17 protein-coding genes are annotated in these 17,191 nt (G+C 72.7%); 12 read left to right on the forward strand and 5 right to left on the reverse strand.

All coding sequences use genetic code 11. From position 1 onward, the window contains the following. The first annotated feature begins 47 nt into the window (after positions 1–47). The 4 genes from IFT73_RS18715 (at position 48) to IFT73_RS04275 (ending at position 3,704) form a co-directional block, all read left to right on the forward strand. Positions 48–743 carry a hypothetical protein gene (locus IFT73_RS18715; protein ID WP_192166518.1) on the forward strand — a complete coding sequence of 232 codons (696 nt, stop codon included), beginning with the start codon at positions 48–50 and terminating at the stop codon, positions 741–743. A 1-nt stretch (position 744) separates the two neighbouring features. Beyond that, positions 745–1,668: an NADP-dependent oxidoreductase gene (locus IFT73_RS19500; RefSeq protein ID WP_192166519.1), complete on the forward strand. Its 924-nt coding sequence runs from the start codon at positions 745–747 to the stop codon at positions 1,666–1,668. A gap of 102 nt (positions 1,669–1,770) precedes the next feature. Next, positions 1,771–2,985, forward strand: a complete 1,215-nt coding sequence (locus IFT73_RS04270) for a lipase family protein (RefSeq protein WP_192166520.1) — start codon at positions 1,771–1,773, stop codon at positions 2,983–2,985. A gap of 20 nt (positions 2,986–3,005) precedes the next feature. Continuing rightward, positions 3,006–3,704 carry a hypothetical protein gene (locus IFT73_RS04275; protein ID WP_192166521.1) on the forward strand — a complete coding sequence of 233 codons (699 nt, stop codon included), beginning with the start codon at positions 3,006–3,008 and terminating at the stop codon, positions 3,702–3,704. On the opposite strand, the gene IFT73_RS04280 is transcribed toward IFT73_RS04275, so the two are convergent. Both IFT73_RS04280 and IFT73_RS04285 read right to left on the reverse strand, forming a co-directional pair. Continuing rightward, the gene (locus IFT73_RS04280) at positions 3,695–4,261 is read right to left on the reverse strand and encodes a hypothetical protein (RefSeq protein WP_192166522.1); all 567 of its coding nucleotides are present in this window, start codon (positions 4,259–4,261) and stop codon (positions 3,695–3,697) included. The two genes, IFT73_RS04275 and IFT73_RS04280, sit on opposite strands and share 10 nt — an antisense overlap. A 12-nt stretch (positions 4,262–4,273) precedes the next feature. Further along, on the reverse strand, positions 4,274–5,008 hold the full coding sequence (locus tag IFT73_RS04285) for a hypothetical protein (RefSeq protein WP_192166523.1): 735 nt from the start codon (positions 5,006–5,008) through the stop codon (positions 4,274–4,276). 101 nt (positions 5,009–5,109) lie between these two features. On the opposite strand from IFT73_RS04285, the gene IFT73_RS04290 reads away from it, so the two are divergent. From IFT73_RS04290 to IFT73_RS04300, 3 genes are all read left to right on the forward strand, one after another. Continuing rightward, the gene (locus tag IFT73_RS04290; RefSeq protein ID WP_192166524.1) at positions 5,110–6,078 is read left to right on the forward strand and encodes an FhaA domain-containing protein; all 969 of its coding nucleotides are present in this window, start codon (positions 5,110–5,112) and stop codon (positions 6,076–6,078) included. A 67-nt stretch (positions 6,079–6,145) separates the two neighbouring features. Next, on the forward strand, positions 6,146–7,711 hold the full coding sequence (locus tag IFT73_RS04295; protein ID WP_192166525.1) for a serine/threonine-protein kinase: 1,566 nt from the start codon (positions 6,146–6,148) through the stop codon (positions 7,709–7,711). 46 nt (positions 7,712–7,757) lie between these two features. Then, positions 7,758–8,123: a hypothetical protein gene (locus IFT73_RS04300; RefSeq protein ID WP_192166526.1), complete on the forward strand. Its 366-nt coding sequence runs from the start codon at positions 7,758–7,760 to the stop codon at positions 8,121–8,123. Between the two features lie 15 nt (positions 8,124–8,138). Here the strand turns inward: IFT73_RS04300 and IFT73_RS04305 are convergent, their stop codons facing one another. Both IFT73_RS04305 and IFT73_RS04310 read right to left on the reverse strand, forming a co-directional pair. Further along, entirely contained in the window at positions 8,139–8,705 is a 567-nt protein-coding gene (locus IFT73_RS04305; RefSeq protein ID WP_192166527.1) for a hypothetical protein, read from the reverse strand. A 2-nt stretch (positions 8,706–8,707) separates the two neighbouring features. Further along, positions 8,708–9,664, reverse strand: a complete 957-nt coding sequence (locus IFT73_RS04310) for a glycoside hydrolase family 6 protein (protein ID WP_192166528.1) — start codon at positions 9,662–9,664, stop codon at positions 8,708–8,710. 140 nt (positions 9,665–9,804) lie between these two features. Here IFT73_RS04310 and IFT73_RS04315 point away from each other — a divergent pair, with 140 nt between their 5' ends. Both IFT73_RS04315 and IFT73_RS04320 read left to right on the forward strand, forming a co-directional pair. Further along, the gene (locus IFT73_RS04315; protein WP_192166529.1) at positions 9,805–11,061 is read left to right on the forward strand and encodes a histidine-type phosphatase; all 1,257 of its coding nucleotides are present in this window, start codon (positions 9,805–9,807) and stop codon (positions 11,059–11,061) included. A gap of 41 nt (positions 11,062–11,102) precedes the next feature. After that, positions 11,103–12,377 carry a histidine-type phosphatase gene (locus tag IFT73_RS04320; protein ID WP_192166530.1) on the forward strand — a complete coding sequence of 425 codons (1,275 nt, stop codon included), beginning with the start codon at positions 11,103–11,105 and terminating at the stop codon, positions 12,375–12,377. Positions 12,378–12,396: 19 nt separating this feature from the next. Here IFT73_RS04320 and IFT73_RS04325 read toward each other — a convergent pair whose 3' ends face one another. Further along, complete coding sequence (locus IFT73_RS04325; RefSeq protein WP_056607973.1) at positions 12,397–14,985, reverse strand: DEAD/DEAH box helicase; 2,589 nt, start codon at positions 14,983–14,985, stop codon at positions 12,397–12,399. Positions 14,986–15,093: 108 nt separating this feature from the next. Between IFT73_RS04325 and IFT73_RS04330 the strand changes: the two genes are divergently transcribed. From IFT73_RS04330 to IFT73_RS04340, 3 genes are read left to right on the forward strand one after another with little or no spacing between them, the layout of a single operon-like run. Beyond that, on the forward strand, positions 15,094–15,462 hold the full coding sequence (locus IFT73_RS04330) for a DUF2256 and DUF3253 domain-containing protein (protein ID WP_197983493.1): 369 nt from the start codon (positions 15,094–15,096) through the stop codon (positions 15,460–15,462). A 35-nt stretch (positions 15,463–15,497) separates the two neighbouring features. Further along, positions 15,498–16,664: a serine hydrolase gene (locus IFT73_RS04335; RefSeq protein ID WP_192166532.1), complete on the forward strand. Its 1,167-nt coding sequence runs from the start codon at positions 15,498–15,500 to the stop codon at positions 16,662–16,664. 34 nt (positions 16,665–16,698) lie between these two features. Beyond that, complete coding sequence (locus IFT73_RS04340) at positions 16,699–17,175, forward strand: hypothetical protein (protein WP_192166533.1); 477 nt, start codon at positions 16,699–16,701, stop codon at positions 17,173–17,175. Positions 17,176–17,191 lie beyond the last annotated feature (16 nt).

Consider the following 17,191-nt stretch of genomic DNA (forward strand, 5'->3'; position numbering starts at 1 on the left):
TCGTCGGTGGACCTGCGAAGGCGTGCGGGATGCGTCAGACTCGTCGCATGAGCCTCTTCAGCCACCCCATCAAGAAGCTGACCCTCGCTGCCGTGTTCGGCATCGGCTACACGCTCGGTGCCAAGGCCGGCCGTGAGCGGTACGAGCAGATCAAGAACACTGCGCAGCAGGTCAAGGACGACCCGCGGGTGCAGGACGCCGCCGCCAAGGCCGAGGGCGTCGTGCGCGACGCCGCGCAGCAGGTCAAGGAGGACCCGCGCGTGCAGGACGTCGTCCAGCGCGCCGAGAGCCTGATCGGCGACGCCGCCGACGCCGTCAAGGACGACGACCTGGTCGACAAGGCCAAGGACGTCGCCTCGGACGCCAAGGACAAGGCCCAGGACGTCGCCGCCGACGTCAAGCACAAGGCCGACGACGTGGCCTCGGACGTCAAGGACGCGGCCGACGACGGCACCCTCGCCGACAAGGCCAAGGACCTCGCGAGCGACGTGAAGGACAAGGCCGACGAGGCCGCGACGAAGGCCAAGCACGTCGCTGACGACGCGAAGGACGCCGCGAAGGACAAGGCCGACGACGCGGCCCAGATCGCCGACGACAACACGCCGACCAACGACGAGAAGATCGACGCCCTGCTCGACGACCAGCACGTCGTCTCCGAGGAGCGTCTGGCGTACAGCACCGGCCCCGACATCGAGGAGTCGATCGACGACCTGGCCCCGAACGGCGACAAGGACCGGATCTGACGTGCGCGCGGTCGTCTTCACCCAGTACGGAGCACCTCTCGAGATCGCCGAGCTCGACGAGCCGAAGGTCGGGCCCGACTGGGTGAAGGTCTCCGTGCGCGCGACGTCGGTCAACCCGGTCGACTGGAAGATCGCCGCCGGCGGCCTCGACGCCGTGCTCGACGTGCACCTGCCGGCCGTGCCGGGCTGGGACGTGTCGGGCGTCGTCGAGGAGGTCGGACCGTCCGTCACGAACCTCGCGGTGGGTGACGAGGTGTTCGGCTACGTCCGCAAGGACGCCGTTCAGGGGGGCACGTACGCCGAGAAGGTCGCCGCGCCCATCCGCACCGTCACCAAGAAGCCCGCCACGGCGACGTTCGAGCAGGCGGCCGCGATCCCGCTGGCCGGCCTGACGGCGTTCCAGGCGCTGGTGCACCACCTCGACGTGAAGGCCGACGACATCGTCCTCGTGCACGGGGCGTCGGGCGGTGTGGGGTCGTTCGCGGTGCAGATCGCCAGGTCGTTGGGCGCCCGCGTCATCGGCACGGCGTCCGAGGGCAACCACGACTACCTGCGCGGGCTGGGCGCCGAGCCCGTCACCTACGGCGAGGGACTCGTCGACCGTGTCCGCGAGCTGGCTCCCGACGGCGTGACCGCGGTGCTCGACCTCAGCGGGTCCGACCTCGACACCACCCCGCAGGTGCTGGCCGGGGGCGACCACGGGCGCGTGGCCTCGATCGTCGACGGCGAGACCGTCAAGCAGCTGGGCGGCCACTACGTGTTCGTGCGTCCCGACGCCGACGACCTCGACGAGCTGGCGAGCCTGTTCGACGACGGCACGCTGACGGTCGAGATCGCCGCTACGTTCCCGCTGGACGAGGCGCAGAAGGCGTGGGAGCTCAACCAGGACGGTCACACCCGCGGCAAGATCGTCATCACGGTCTGATCGACCGGACAGGGGCGGGCAAGCACTGCGGTGCAGGCCCGCCCATTGACGTGTGACCTGTCTCACTGAGAAGGTAACCCCGGGTTACACCGAGGGGGACTCATGCGCATCCGACACGTCATCACCGGCGCCATCGCCGCGGCACTCACGAGCGTCACGCTCACAACGGCTCCGGCGACGGCCGCCGACGGCGACTTCTACACGCCGCCGTCCGACGTCACCGGTCAGCCCGGCGACGTCATCCGGTCCGAGCCGTCGGTGTTCTACCTCGACCCCCTGAAGGCCATCAAGGCCGACGCGCGCGTGCAGCGGCTCATGTACGTCAGCACCACCGCCCGCGGTCGGAAGGACGCCGTCACCGGCACCATGATCACGCCGCGCACTCCATGGGTGGGCAAGGGCGAGCGCCCGCTGATCTCGTTCGCGGTCGGCACCCAGGGCATGGCCGACACGTGCGCCCCGAGCCGGCAGCTGGCGGCCGGCTCCGAGTACGAGGGCCTGTTCATCAAGGGGCTGCTGCTGCGGGGCTACGCCGTCGTCGTCACCGACTACGAGGGGCTCGGCACGCCGGGCACCCACGCGTACGTCAACAGCACGGCGCTGGGACGCAACGTGCTGGACGCCGCCCGAGCCGCCACCCGCTTGAGCACCGACCGGGTCAGCGCGACCGCGCCGGTCTTCATCGCGGGCTACTCCGAGGGCGGCAACGCGTCGGCGGGAGCGCTCGAGCAGCACCGGGCCTACGCGCCGGACGTCAACGTCACGGCCGGCTACGCCGGCGCCGTGCCCGCCGACCTCACGAAGGTCGCCCCCAACCTCGACGGCTCGCTCTACGCGGCCTTCCTGCTCTACTCGGTCACGGCGCTCGATGCGACCTACCCCGAGCTCGGCATCCCGTCGCTGCTCAACGCCGCCGGCAAGGCGGCCCTCGCACGGGCCGACACGACGTGCACGTTCGACGGCGTCGCGGCATTCCCCTCCGCACGCTCGTCGACCCTCACGGCGGACGGGTCGTCGATCTCGAGCTTCCTGTCGCGTCCCGACATCGCCGCGACGCTCGAGTCGCTGCGGCTCGGCAAGGGCAGGCCGGACGTCCCGGTGCTCGTGGCCCACACGACGCTCGACGACGTCGTGCCGTACGCGCAGGGCCGTGACTTCGCGCGCTCGTGGTGCCGCAACGGCGCGAAGGTCAGCTTCCAGCCGAGCCTCGCACCGACGCACGTCGGCGGCGCGGTGTCGTCGTTCCCGAAGGCCTTCGCCTTCTTCGAGGCGCGGGTCGCGGGCCTGCCGGCCGTGTCGAACTGCGGACTGTTCTAGGCGCTGACACGATGGCGTCCATGAACGACGCCCGTCGACGCGACCGCCTGATCACCTCGCCCCTGGGCATCCTCGCGGCGGGTCTCCTGCTGCTGTCCGTCGCCCTCAACTCGTTCGTCGGGGGAGGGCCCGACTGGTTCACGGTCGACGGCGAGCCCCTCTACCGGTCCGACCTGCGCACGATCGGGCTGAGCACGGACGAGGGGACGATGCCCTCGCTGGCCGCGCCGTTCGTCGACGTCTTCCCGGGGGCCGTCGCCTTCTCGGTCTGGTTCCTCGCCCTGGCCGCGTGGCCGGTGCGCCTGTGGGCGCGGATCGCCATGGCGACGGTGCTGGTGCTCACGGCGGTGCTCATCGTCATGCAGGCGCGGGACGAGGCGCCGGGCGCCGGGGCGTCGACGACCGACGCCTACCTCGTGATCGGCACGGGTCTGGTGCTGGCAGCGGTCCTGGCCGGCACCGCCACGGGGATGCTGACCCGTTCGCGGTGGGTGCGGTGCGCCGCCGGCGCGGTCGTCGTCCTGGTGCTGGCCGCAGCGACGACAGCGGGCCTCGTGCAGCTGCTCGGGGCGCGCGACGGGCTGGCCCTGACGATCGAGCCGATCGGCTTCGTGCTCGCGCTGCTGGCCGCCGCGGCGTCGCTGGTCGTGATGGCCGTCGCGACCCGGCGGCACGACCGCGTCATGCGTGCGGACGCCGACGGGGCCGATCAGGCCTGAGCCGCGTTGACCTCGTGCCACACGTCGTGCGCCTCGTCGTAGGCGTCGACCGGAAGCTCGAGCGCGCGGCGGACGCGCCACCGTCCGTCGAGGCACAGCGGTGGCATGAGGTCGAGGTCGCCGGGCTGGATGTCGCGCAGGGGGATCGTGAACCAGCGCAGCGCCGCGCGCAGCCGTCCGGCGTCCTCCAGCGACTCCGCGATCCACTCGTAGTCGCCGATCACGAGTCGCTCGGCACGGCTCAGGACGATCAGCTCGGCCAGCAGATCGTCGACCTCGGCGTCGTCACCGCGGGCCAGGGCGACGGCCAGCAGACCGGCTCGCGGCTCGAGCACCGTCCGTCCGCCGTCGTCGATCGCCGCCCGGTACGCGGCCTCGGCGTCGTCGAGGCGTCCGTCGTCGACGAGGTCGTCGGCCCGGCAGGTCAGCACCTCGGCGCGGCCCTCCTGGCCCGGCGCAAACGTCGCGAGCAGTCGCTCGTACGCCGCGAGGCGGGCCGGACGCCCGGGGGTCGCGCTGATCTCGTCGATGGTCTCGCCCAGCTCGTCCCAGTCCATGCGTCGATCCTCTCAGCCGTCGTGGCGCAGCGAGGCGAGGTGCCCCCGGACGTCGTCGAGCACCCGCGACGGGAACTCCGCCGTGCGACGGCAGCGCTCCACGAGCAGGACGATCTTGTTCATCCGCGGCCCGGCCTCGAGGCCACGGGCCGTCAGCGCGGGCCGCAGCACGTTGCGGTCGAAGGCGCCGTCGCTGTGCTCCTCGGTGCCGCGCCACCGGGCGAAGGCCTGCTTCAGGTCGCCGTGCGCCACGACGCCGTTGTCGGGCGACAGGGCCACGGCGATCGCGCCGATCAGCCAGATGTCGTCGTGCTGCAGCGAGTCGACGCCGAGCTGGACCGTGCCCGACCCGCCGGGGAGGTCCGGCAGGTCGAACGTCACGAGCGCCGAGAACGTCAGGTCGGGGAAGCGCAGCTCGATGCGGGTGCCGCTGTCGATCAGCGAGATCTTCTGGCCGGGCGCCGGCGTGGTGGAGCCGCCCTGCGGTGTCGTCAGCTCGACGATCGCACCGTTGTCGCGCTGGCCACGGTGGACGACCGGCTGTGCGGCCGTCGCCGTGACGACGAGGGCGGGGTCGCTGACGTAGGGCAGACGCACGAACACGTACGCCGAGCCGTCGATCGTCTCGGCCACGACGGGCTGCCGCTCGGGCAGGTTCATGCGGCGCGCCAGGATGAACGTCGCGCCCTGGTCGAGGGTCGTCTCACCGGAGGTGTCGTCGCCGGCGGACCACGCGATGTGCAGCACCGGTACTCCCTCGGACGTCGTGGAACATGTTCCGTCGTGGCTCGACGCCAGGTGCGCCGAACCCTGACGATGATGCCATGGGCACCCTCTCGTCTCTCACGATGAACCTCCTGATCCTCGTCGTCTTCGTGGCGGTCGTGTGGATCGCGCTGCGCGTGGCCCAGAGCATCTTCGGCACCGCCACCAAGAAGGCCGCCGCGACCGAGGTCGCCGCGAAGCTCGTGTCGTACCCGACGGGCTCGTCGGCGGTGCTGCGCCGACGGTTCGTCCGGGCCCTCACGGGGCAGCACGTCATCATGCCCAGCGGTGAGCGCCTCGCCTTCGGCGAGCTGGTGGTGCGGGTCGCACCCGAGGACCTGCACCGCCTCGAGCCCGACGGTGACCTCGACCGTCTCGGCGAGGACGGTGCTCGGCTGTACGTCGACCACGCCGAGCGCGCCGGCTGGGGCGTGCCCGCGAACGTCCAGGTGACGGTCGAGGTCGACCCGGGCCTGCGATCGGGCTGGGTGCCGCCGGCCCGGGGGAGCGGCCGCGCCGAGGCCGCCCGCCGTCCGGCGGAGCGGCAGCCGCAGCCCATGTCGGTGGGGTGGGACGTCGTCGCCGACACCGCCGCCACCCGTGCACCGCGCGAGGCGACCCCGCCGCGTGCCGTGCCTCACCCGTCGACGATCGACCCCGACGCGACGATGAACTTCCCGGCGTTGGTGCCCGACCTGGTCGACAGCTCGCCGACCATGAACGTGGCGGGTCTGCTGCGCCTCGAGCGCAACGGCCAGTCGGTCGCGATCGGCCCGGACGGCGCGGTGCTCGGACGTCTGGCCGAGAGCCCCGTGACGTTCGCCGAGCCCGAGGTCTCGCACCGGCACGCGGCGATCCGCCGCAGCGGCATGCAGTGGCAGATCAAGGACCTCGGCAGCACCAACGGAACGACGGTCGACGGCCACCGCATCGACGGCGACGACTGGACCACGCTCCACGGCGGCGCCGTCGTCAAGCTCGCCGGGGTCACCGTCGTGGCGGCGTTCGACACGGCCGGGACGGTGCATCTGCAGGGGATCACCAGTCGCTAGGGAGAATGGACCCGGACGCCGTACCGTCGAGGTGTCCCGATCGTCGAGCCGGAGCAGGAGGAAGCGCATGACGCCCGACCCCCTGGCGACCCAGCCGGTCATGCAGCCGGCCACCGGCCCCGCGACGGTCCCCGTCGAGCAGCGGTTCGAGCTGCTCGGACGGATCGGGGCCGGCAACCACGGGGTGGTGTTCCGGGCCCGGGACAGTCAGCTGCACCGCGAGGTCGCGATCAAGCGGTTCTCGCACTTCCTGGCCGACGACCCGCGCGCGATGCGGCGCATCACCCGCGAGGTCGCGACGCTGGCTCGCGTGTCGCACCCGCACGTCGTGACGGTGCACGACCTGGTGCACATGGCCGACGGCGACGGCGAGATCACCCCGCACCTCGTGATGGAGCTCGTCGAGGGCACGTCGCTGAAGGACCTGCTGTCGCTGCGCGGGCCGAGCCTGCGGTCGGTCATCGTCGTGCGCGGCGTGCTCGAGGGGCTCGCCGCGTGCCACCAGGCCGGCATCCTGCACCTCGACATCAAGCCGGCGAACGTGCTGGTGACCAACGACGGAGCCGTCAAGATCGTCGACTTCGGCATCGCGCGGGCGGCGTCCGACGCCACCGCGACGGTCGCCGGCACCCCGCACTACATGGCGCCCGAGCAGTTCGACGGTCGCGCCGACGAGCGCAGCGACATCTACTCGGTCGGGTGCCTGCTGTACGAGTGCCTGACGGGCAGGCCGCCCTTCGAGGGGACGATGGCCGCCCAGCTGCTGGCGCACCGCAACCACCCGCGTCCCGACCCGAGGGCGCTCAACCCCGACGTCCCCGCCGGGCTGGCCGCCGTGGTCGCGAAGGCCATGGCGGTCGAGCCCGCGGAGCGCTGCCAGACGGTGCACGAGATGCACGCCGCGCTGGCCGACGTCGGGGGAGAGCCTGACGTCATGGCACGCCCGGTGGTGCCGGGCACCGAGGTGCACCGCGAGCCGTCGTTCCCCCGTCCGCTGTCGGTCGACTCGACCGGTCACGCGCCCCACGCGCAGCGCGAGCCGGCGGCCGACCTGGTCACCCGGGTCAGCAAGCTGCAGACGTTCGCGACGGGCCTGGCGCTCAGCGCGTTCGTCGTCGCGCTGGTGCCGGGGCTGGTGTGGCTGACGACCTCGTTCGTGCCGTTCGACTACCGGCCGCCCGCGATGCAGGACTCCGACGCCGCGGCGTGGTGGATGCTGGCGGTCATCATCGCGACGGTGCTGCTGCTCCTGCGGCGGGGCACGTTCTTCGGCCTGGTCAACGGGCCGCCCGTCGGTCAGCCGCGCGCGGAGCGCCTCGTCGACGCCGACATGCGGCGCGGTCTGCGGCGGGCCGCCGGCGCCGCGTTGCGCGGATCGCTGCCGATGCTGTTCCCGCTGTACGTCACGCTCGTGGCCGCGGTCGCCGCTGCCGGCGGCATCGAGTGGCCCGACGACGTCTTCGACGCCTGGGGCGTCTGCTGGCTGCTGATGCCGCTGGCGTGCGTCTTCCTCGGCCTGCAGAGCGTCACGAAGCTGCGTCCGCGCTTCGGTGCGGTGCTGAAGTCGACGACGTATGCCATTGGCGCGGCGGGCGCGGCCGCCCTGTTCGTCGCCTATCCGCTGGTCTCCTGACGCTCGCGGACGTGCGGTCGCGCCGGTACGGCCCTAGCGTCGAGGCATGACGCCGAGCTACAGCCAGATCATGTCCGCAGCGACCGCCGGGTACGCGGTGTTCGCGCTCGCCAAGCCGCGCCACCTCGGCACCGCGCTGACCAAGAGCCCGCTCAAGCAGCCCGAGTACGACCTGGTGGCCCGCATGTTCGGCCCCCGCGACCTCGCGCTCAGCGCGCTGGCGCTGCTCGCGCCGTCGCCGCTGGCCCGCGACCACGCGATGATCGCCCGCGTCGTGCTCGACCTCTCCGACGCGGCCCTGCTGACCCCCGAGGCGCGCACCAGGACCGCCAAGGCCAAGGTGCTGGGCGCGACCCTGACGTGGGCGAGTCTCAACGTGGCCGCGATCGTCGCCGACCGCAAGGACCGCTGACCCCGCGACCCCGCGTCACGAGCGGCGCGTCGTGCGCTCGACGATCATCGCCGCCACGAAGGCGCCGAGGGTGCCGAGCAGCTCGTCGCTGAGGGTGTCCTCGTAGGCGCCGTCGAGCTCGGTGCCGCGGCGGATGAACGTGTACCACTCGCCGAGCTCCCAGCCGATCGCGAGGATCGCGCCGAGGCCCGTGATCGCGACGACCAGCAGCCACCTCGGACGCACGTCGGCGCGGGCGAGCAGCAGGCCGCAGCCCCACAGCAGCAGGAGCCAGTTCGCGAAGTGGTTGACGTTGTCCCACGCGTCGATCGAGTCGTAGAGATCGAGGGTGTTGCCCGTGACGTCGACCAGGAACGGCGCCATCACCAGCGCGAACGCGCCCCACGGCAGCGTCGAGGCGTCGCGCGTCCGCCACCACCAGACGGCCGGCAGGAGGAGCATCAGCAGGGGGTAGACCGCGAGGCGGTAGCCGAAGCCCTTGCCGTCGTACTGCTCGAGACCCGCGAAGGCCCCGACCGCCAGCTGCGCGACGGTCAGCGCGAGGACGACGACCGCGACGAGCAGCGCCCGACGCTGCCGCACGACTAGCGTCCGAGCAGCGCGAGCGCGCCCGCGGCCCACCACGAGCCGGCGTTGGGTCCGCCGTTGCAGGGGCCGTCCGACTCGCCGGGGTGCTTGACCCACACGTAGGCGTCGAGGTTGCCCTGGCGCACCATGCGCGGCTTGCTGCCCACACGGGCGCCGACCGGGTTGCAGAAGTCGCCGGCCGCGGTGGCGGCACCGTTGCGCGCGGTCTCGACGACGAACTTCTTGCCCCGGACGCCCTGGGCGGTGAGCTGCGCGACGACCTCGTTGCCGTACGCGACCTCGTCGGCGGTGCTGCGGAAGTTGGCGACGTTGGTCGAGAAGCCGCGGGCCGACGTGATGCCGGACGCCCGCAACCGCTCGGCCATGACCGCCGGTGCCGTCCAGCTGGAGTGGCCGGCATCGATGTAGACCCACACGCCGGCCCGCTTGAGCTTCGCGGTGGCGTAGCGCAGCAGACCCGTCCGGTCGCCCTGCGCGTCGCACTGGCCGAGCATCGCGAGGGCGTCGGGCTCGAGCACCGCGATCGCCTTGGTGCCCTTGAGGCCGGCGGCGAGCCGGCTCACCCAGCGGCGATAGGTCGGGGCGTCGAACGACCCGGCCGAGTGCTGGCCGCAGTCGCGGGCCGGGATCGCGTACACCGCGACGACGGGGGTGCGCTTCTTCTTGACGGCCCGCTGGGCGTACGAGCGGACGGCCTTCTTGACCTTCGAGACCGGCAGGTGGTCGGTCGCCCAGTAGGCCTGCGGCGTCCGCGCGAGCGTCGAGAAGCGCCGGTCTCGTTTGGCGGCGACCGCCGCGGACGACGCCGAGTCGGCGTAGAACGCGCGGGTCAGCCGGGGGTCGGACTTCGCCGAGGCGGGGGACGGCACGGACGCGAGGGCGACGACGCAGGCGACGAGCAGCGTCAGCGCGCGGGGGACGGCCGTGCGGCCGCGAGCGGGGGGTCGGAGCACCGGCCAAGACTACGGGCTCGCGGGGTCAGGCGGGGCCGGTTCCGGAGGGGTGGGAAGGGCTCGTGAACCGTCGGTGAACTCTGCCGGAGTGGACGTCGATCCCGCGGGACGACCGGGCGGGGCGTCGTACGCTGATGTCGATGATCGGCTCGTTCCTCACCCAGCTCATCGCGATCCTCGCGACCGTCACCGCGACGGCGCAGGCCGAGACGACGATCGACGCCGACCACTACGCCAACCAGACGCCCTACGGCAACGCCGCCAGCTCGGCGATCCGGCAGGCCCCCGACGGCTACCGGCTCACGTTCGTCGAGACCGTCGGCCGTCACGGAGCGCGCACCCTCACGAGCTCGGCGCGCGAGCGACGGTCGCTCGCGATCTGGACCCGCGCGAAGAAGGCCGGGCAGGTCACGGACACGGGCGAGGGATTCGCCGCCGACGTCGCGGCGTTCCAGAAGCCCGAGCAGCGCATCGGCTACGGCAACCTCAGCGAGATCGGCGCCGTCGAGTGGCAGGGCATCGGCCGCCGCACCGCGACGGTGTACCGGGACCTGCTCGCCGGTGCCGCCGCCACGGGCGACGGCGTCGTGTTCAAGACGTCACCGGTGCAGCGGACGGTCGAGAGCGCCGATGCCATGCGCGAGGGCCTCGACTCCGTCGTGCCGGGTCTGGACGTCGGCGAGTACGTCACGGACGCGCCGCGCCTGCTGATCGGCAACGGCGCCTCGCCGTCCGGCAACCGCGTGACGGAGCGGGCCATGACCCGCCCCGACGTCGTGGCCGCGGCGACCGACCTGCTCGAGGTCATGTACGCGCCCGGGTTCGTCGCCACGATCGACGACCCCGTCGCCGCGGCCCTCGACGTCTACCTGCTCTACTCGACCGCCCCGGGGCTGGCGGCCGAGACGTCCGTGACGTTCGCGCCGTACGTCCCGCTCGACGACGCGGCCGTGCTGGGGTCGGCCGTCGACGCCGAGAACTTCTACCAGTTCGGGCCGGGCGTCGAGGGCGAGGACAGCTCGTACGCCGCGGCCCGTCCGCTGCTGGACGACTTCCTGTGGTCGCTCGAGGAGCGCCTGGCGGGTGGGTCGACCGCCGCGGTGTTCCGGCTGGCGCACGGCGAGACGACGATGCCGTTCGCGGCGCTGCTGGGGCTGCCCGGCAGCGACGTCCAGGTGCCCGCCGACCGGACGTTCTCGTACGCCGACAACCCGTGGCGCGGCTACGTCGCCGGACGCCTGGGCGGCACCATCGAGTGGGCCGCCTACCAGGACGACGGCGGGCGGGCCCTGGTGACGGTGCGGCACAACGAGCAGCCCGTCCGGCTCACGAGCCGGTGCCGCGAGACGGTGCCGTACTTCTACCGTCCGGCCGAGCTCGAGCGCTGCCTCGCCTGAGCGTCGCGTTCCCGGGGCGACCGAGGCATAGGGTGGGCCGCATGCGATCCCGCCTCACGGCCCCCGCCTCCGTCCTCGTCACTGCCACGGCCCTCGTGGCGGTGACGCTGCCGCTGTCGTCGGCCCGAGCCGCCGACGGCCCGACCGGCGCCTACGCCAACCAGCAGCCGTACGGTGACCCCGCGTCCACCCAGGTCGTCGCCCCGCCGGCCGGCTTCGACCTGTTCTTCGTCGAGAACGTCGGACGCCACGGGGCCCGCTCGCTGACCAGCAGCGGCGCCGAGAAGCGCGCGCTCGCGGTCTGGAAGGGTGCAGCGCGTCGAGGCGACCTGACGACCCGCGGCCGGACGCTCGACGACCGCATCCGCACCTTCCAGCGGGCCGAGAAGAAGCTCGGCTACGGCAACCTCAGCTCGGTCGGCAAGCAGGAGTGGCGGGGCATCGGACGTCGGACGGCCACGAGCTACGCGGGCTTCCTGAGCGCCTCGGCCGCCAGGGGCGAGAAGGTCGCGATGCAGACCAGCCCCGTGTACCGCACCAAGCAGAGCGCCGTCTCGTTGCGGCAGGGCCTCGAGTCGGTCGTGCCGGGCCTGCGGACGTCCGCGCGCACCGTCAACCGCGACCTGCTGATCGAGGAGGGCTCGACGAGCAAGGGGCGGGCCGCGATCGCGAAGGCGCAGCGGCGGTCGTCGGTCAAGGCCGCGGCGCGGCAGGTGCTGCTGCGCGCGTACCGACCGTCGTACGTCAAGCGTCTGGCCGACCCGGTGGGCGCGGCCCTCGACCTGCACCTGCTGTACTCGACGGCCGCCGGCATGGCCGGCGACACCCGCGTGACGTTCGCGGAGTTCGTGCCGCTGTCGGCGGCCCGGCGGCTCGCCGAGGCGACCGACGCGCGCACGTTCTACCGCTTCGGTCCGGGGGTGTCGGGCCAGAGCACGACGTACCGCCAGGCGCGGCCCGTGCTCGACGACTTCTTCGCCGCGCTCGACCGGCGCGTCGCCGGGGGCGACACCGCCGCGGTGTTCCGGCTCGCGCACGGCGAGGTCACGATGCCCTTCGCGGCGCTGATCAAGGCGCCCGGAAGCCAGCAGCAGGCGTCGCGCGCGTTCTCGTACGGCAGCAACCCGTGGCGTGGGTCGGTCGCGGGGCGCCTCGCCGGCAACATCGAGTGGGCGGCGTACCGCAACGCCGGCGGCGAGGTGCTGGTGACCATGCGCGTGAACGAGCAGCCCGTGCAGTTCAACGCCTCGTGCACGCCGTCGGCGTCGAGCCCGTACTTCTACCGCCTCGACCAGCTGAGGACATGCCTCACCTGAGCCGGGCGGCGGGCAGGTTCTAGTGCTTCAGGCGGACGAGATCGGCCAGCGCGGCGTCCGACAGCTCGGTCAGCGCGCCCTCGCCGCCGTTGACGACGGCGTCGGCGAGTGAGCGCTTCGAGCGGATGAGCTCGGCGATCGACTCCTCGATCGTCCCCTCGCTGATGAGCCGGTGCACGTGGACGTTCTTGGTCTGGCCGATGCGGTGCGCGCGGTCGGTCGCCTGGTCCTCGACGGCGGGGTTCCACCAGCGGTCGTAGTGGATGACGTGATCGGCCCGCGTCAGGTTGAGACCCACGCCGGCAGCCTTCAGCGACAGGACGAACACCGGCACCTCGCCGCCCTGGAACTGCCGCACCATCTTCTCGCGCCCGCGCACCGTCGTGCCGCCGTGCAGGAACTGGTTGGCGATCTTCTTCTCGTCGAGCCGGCGCGTCAGCAGGCGTCCCATCTGGGCGTACTGGGTGAAGACGAGCGTCGCGCCCTCCTCGGACACGATCTCGTCGACGAGGTCGTCGAACACGCCGAGCTTGCCCGAGCGCCCGACGAGCTTGGTCTCGGGCTCGCGCAGGAACTGGGCGGGGTGGTTGCAGATCTGCTTGAGCTGGGTCAGCAGCTTGACCACGAGCCCGCGACGCTGGATGCCCTGCGCCTGCTCGATCTGCGCCATGGTGCTGCGCACGACGGCCTCGTACAGCCCGACCTGCTCACGGGTCAGGTTGATGCGGTGGTCGGTCTCGATCTTCGGCGGCAGCTCGGGGGCGATGCCGGGATCGGACTTGCGCCGACGCAGCACGAACGGCCGGATGAGGTGCGACAGCCCGGTGGCCTTCTCGGGGTCGCGCCGCGACTCGATGTCGCGCGACCAGGTGCGACGGAACTGCTCATACGTGCCGAGCAGGCCCGGCGTCGTCCAGTCGAGGATCGCCCACAGCTCGGAGAGGTTGTTCTCGACCGGCGTGCCGGTCAGGGCCAGACGTGCGACGGCAGGGACGTCGCGCAGCGCCTTGGCCGTGCGGGCGTGCGGGTTCTTGATGTTCTGCGCCTCGTCGGCCACGACGAGGCCCCAGCCGGGCTCGTGCTCGGACAGCTCGATGACGTCGGCGCGCATCGTGGCGTACGTCGTGACGAGGAAGCCCTCCTTGACGTCCTCGAGCGAGCGGCCCGGGCCGTGATAGCGGCGCACGGGCACGTCGGGGGCGAAGCGCTGGATCTCGCGCTCCCAGTTGCCGAGCACCGAGGCGGGGCACACGACGAGCGTCGGCGCGGTGGTGTCGACGGCACGCTGCAGGTGCAGCGCGATCAGCATGACGGTCTTGCCCAGGCCCATGTCGTCGGCGAGGATGCCGCCGAGCCCCAGGTCGACGAGCTGGGTCATCCAGCGCAGGCCCTGCAGCTGGTAGTCGCGCAGGTGGCCGTCGAGGTCGCCGGGCTGGACGGCCGGGGCGATGTCGCGGTCCTGGACGGCCAGGCGTCGTCGGACGTCCTCGAGCCAGCCGACCGTGTCGACCTCGGTGCGTCGTCCGTCGATCTCGAGCTCGCCGGTGACGGCGGCCCGCAGCGCCTCGATCGCCGAGATGTCGTGGGTGCGCTGGTCGAGGACACGGTGCAGGCGCGCCTTGTCGACGAACACCCACCGGTCGCGCAACCTGAGCAGGCCGGTCTGCGACTGGGCGAGCTGGTCGAGCTCGGCGGCCGACAGCACGTCGTCGCCGAGGGCGACCTGCCAGTCGAAGCTGAACAGCTGGCCGTGGGTGAAGGCCGACGGGCGGTCGGAGCCGGGGGTCTCGCGCCGGCTGACGACGGCCGTCGTCGACAGCTCGCGCACGAGCTCGGGCGGCCAGCGCACCTCGATGCGGTTCGCCATGAGCGTCGGGGCGAGGCTGCGGTCGCCGAGACGGGCGAGCGCGTCGGGGCCGACCGTCACCGCGCCGCGCGCGTGCGGGTCGCGCAGGGTCTCGGCGGGCGACCACCACACCTCGATGCGACGCAGCATCGCCGCGGTGGGCTCCTTGGCGTCCTGCGCCATGGGGTGCGACGAGCCGTTGAACAGGTCGCCGGCGTCGAAGGCGCCCCACGAGCCGGCGCGCGGGTGCACCCGCAGCCGGACGACCGCGGCCTGGTCGGGCGTCGGCTCCTCGAGGAACGTGACGATCAGCGACCATGAGAACGTCGTCTCGCGGGTGCGCTGCGGCGCGGCCTTGGGCGAGACGTACGCCTGGCGCTGCGGTGTGGACGCGGCCTCGGGAGCGTCGACCTCGAGGGCCCGCAGGAACGCGGAGATGGCGGCCTGGCCGGCACCCGCGTTGGGGCCGATCGCGGCGCCCGCGTTCTGCAGCTGGTTGAGCTCGGTCGCGTCGGGGGAGCCGAGCGCACCCCGCGCCATGATGCGCAGCGCGAGGATCGCGGGCGTCGCCCACGCGCGCACCGACTTGTCGGCCGACATGACGCGGATGCCCTGGCTGAGGGCGCCGATCGCCTCGTTGGCGGTCGCGGTCTCGTCCCCGTCGGGGGTGTGGAAGACGAAGCGCGACTCCGCGGGCGTGGCACCCGCCACGAACTCCACCGGATGGCGCAGCAGGAGGCGCAGATCCGTCGCAGCAGGCATCCCTCCATTCTCGCGCACGGCTCCAAGGAGCACTCGTCGAGGTCGGGTGGTGAGCATCACGGCGGCGGACGAGATGCCGTCCGGCCGCGCCCGGTGCACGCTGGACGGGTGCCTCCCGAGTCCAAGACCTGCGCCGCGTGCGGCCGCACGATCGAGTGGCGCAAGAAGTGGGCACGCGACTGGGACGACGTCACGTACTGCAGCCAGGCCTGTCGACGGCGCGGGGTGACGTCGCAGGACGTCGACCTCGAGCGTCGCGTGCTCGAGATGCTGGCGAGCCGTGCGCGCACGTCGACGATCTGCCCGTCGGACGTCGCCCGGGCCGTCGCGCCCGACGACTGGCGCCCGTTGATGGAGCCCGTGCGGCGCGCCGCGCGGCGCCTCGTCGACCGCGGCGAGGTCGAGATCACGCAGAAGGGCTCGGTCGTCGACCCGTCCACCGCCAAGGGCCCGATCCGCATCCGGCTCCCGCGCTGAGCGGCCGGGCCGGTCCCGTCTGGCAGGCTGGACGCGTGAAGGTGCGCGCTGGGCTGGTCGTCGCGACGCTCGCGACGGCGACGGCCTGCTCGGGGCCGGTCGACGAGCCGGCGACGCCCGCCACGATGGCCGCCCCGACGTCATCGCCTGCCCCCGCCACGCCGGCCACGACGACGCCGTCACCCGCGGAGCCCGCGATCTTCCCCGGCCGCACGTGGCAGCGGGCCGACGAGGGCGACTGGTCCGACCTCGACGCAGAGCTGCGGCGCGACGGGTCGACGTGCGTCGCGGTCGTCAAGGACGGTCGTCTGGTGCACGACGCCTACTTCAACGGCGGTGGCGAGCGGATCGGCGGGCGGATCTACTCGATCACCAAGTCGCTGACGGCCCTGCTGGCCGGCCAGCAGGTCGACGACGGCGACCTCGACCTGGACGCTCCGGCGGCCCAGCAGGTCGAGCGCTGGCGGTCAGCCGGCACCGGCGCCGCGGACGTCACGGTGCGCAGCCTGCTGTCGATGACCTCGGGTCGCCGTTGGAGCGAGGCCGCCGGCCGGCAGATGATCCGTGCCACGACCGACCAGACCGGCTTCGCCGTGGCCGCCGCGCAGGAGCGGCCGCCGGGGGAGCGGTGGGTGTACGACAACGCCGCGGCGCAGACGCTCGAGGACGTCCTCGACGACGCGGCCCCGGACGGTGACGTCGCCGCGATGGCGGACGACCGCCTGCTGGGCCCGCTCGGCATGCGCGACACCGTGTGGGGGCGCGACGGCGCCGGCAACGCGCTGACCTACTCGGGCGCGACGTCGACGTGCCTCGACCTCGCCCGCGTGGGCCACCTGATGCTCAACGAGGGCCGGTGGGACGGCCGCCAGCTGGTGTCGTCCGACCTCGTCCGCCAGATCACGACGCCGTCGTCGGCCGACAACGCCGCGTACGGGCTGCTGTGGTGGACCAACGCGACGGGTCGGGTGGTCGAGATCAGGCGGCAGGCGGGCTTCGCGGTCGACCGCGAGCCCTACGAGGGTCGGATCGCCCCGAACGTCCCGGCCGACGCGTTCTGGGCCCTGGGCTACGGCAACCAGTACGTCGCGGTCGTGCCGAGCGAGGGCGTCGTCGCGGTGCGTCTCGGTGCCCGTCCGGCCTCGCCCGACCGGGTCACGTTCGACGGTCTCACCGCGGGCGTGCTGGACGCCCTCGACTGACGCTTGTGTCCGACCCGCCTGCTTGAGTCGGGGCATGGACCACGACGAGCCGGGCTGGCCGCTGATCGACGACTTCTTCCGCGCCGAGGCCGAGGGGCGCTCGACCGCCACCGCACGCCGCTACGACCGGGTGCGGTCGCGTCTCTACGACTTCCTCGACACGGCTGACATGACGCTCGGGCTGGGCAGCCACCCCGCCGTCCTGCTCGAGTCCGAGCGACAGTTCCACCAGACGGGCGCGTTCTGGACGCTCTTCGGCGTCGACGAGCTCGCGTGCTGCCTGCCCAGCTTCGTCCACGAGACGTGGTTGCCCGCGTCGAACGGCGAGGCGCGCACGCAGATCAGCCTGGTGGGGCGGCTGCTCCCGCGGCTCGGCTCGTCGTGCGGCCGGTTCGAGGCCGAGGCCGCCGTCGCCCGCGCACGCCGTGAGCTCGCAGAACGTCCCGCGGGCGAGACGGGGTCGCCGCGGATGCCCGACCGGTTTCGCCGTCAGGAGGGACCGCGATGGTGATATGATTGAACCATCA

The sequence above is a fragment of the Aeromicrobium sp. CFBP 8757 genome (assembly GCF_014841755.1).
GTDB lineage: Bacteria > Actinomycetota > Actinomycetes > Propionibacteriales > Nocardioidaceae > Aeromicrobium.

Excerpts from the sequence above, each read along its gene's own strand:
- IFT73_RS18715 (WP_192166518.1), top strand. The coding sequence starts at position 48 with ATGAGCCTCTTCAGCCACCCCATCAAGAAGCTGACCCTCGCTGCCGTG.
- IFT73_RS04270 (WP_192166520.1), top strand. The coding sequence starts at position 1,771 with ATGCGCATCCGACACGTCATCACCGGCGCCATCGCCGCGGCACTCACG.
- IFT73_RS04275 (WP_192166521.1), top strand. The coding sequence starts at position 3,006 with ATGAACGACGCCCGTCGACGCGACCGCCTGATCACCTCGCCCCTGGGC.
- IFT73_RS04280 (WP_192166522.1), bottom strand. The coding sequence starts at position 4,261 with ATGGACTGGGACGAGCTGGGCGAGACCATCGACGAGATCAGCGCGACC.
- IFT73_RS04290 (WP_192166524.1), top strand. The coding sequence starts at position 5,110 with ATGAACCTCCTGATCCTCGTCGTCTTCGTGGCGGTCGTGTGGATCGCG.
- IFT73_RS04295 (WP_192166525.1), top strand. The coding sequence starts at position 6,146 with ATGACGCCCGACCCCCTGGCGACCCAGCCGGTCATGCAGCCGGCCACC.
- IFT73_RS04300 (WP_192166526.1), top strand. The coding sequence starts at position 7,758 with ATGACGCCGAGCTACAGCCAGATCATGTCCGCAGCGACCGCCGGGTAC.
- IFT73_RS04315 (WP_192166529.1), top strand. The coding sequence starts at position 9,805 with ATGATCGGCTCGTTCCTCACCCAGCTCATCGCGATCCTCGCGACCGTC.
- IFT73_RS04320 (WP_192166530.1), top strand. The coding sequence starts at position 11,103 with ATGCGATCCCGCCTCACGGCCCCCGCCTCCGTCCTCGTCACTGCCACG.
- IFT73_RS04325 (WP_056607973.1), bottom strand. The coding sequence starts at position 14,985 with ATGCCTGCTGCGACGGATCTGCGCCTCCTGCTGCGCCATCCGGTGGAG.
- IFT73_RS04340 (WP_192166533.1), top strand. The coding sequence starts at position 16,699 with ATGGACCACGACGAGCCGGGCTGGCCGCTGATCGACGACTTCTTCCGC.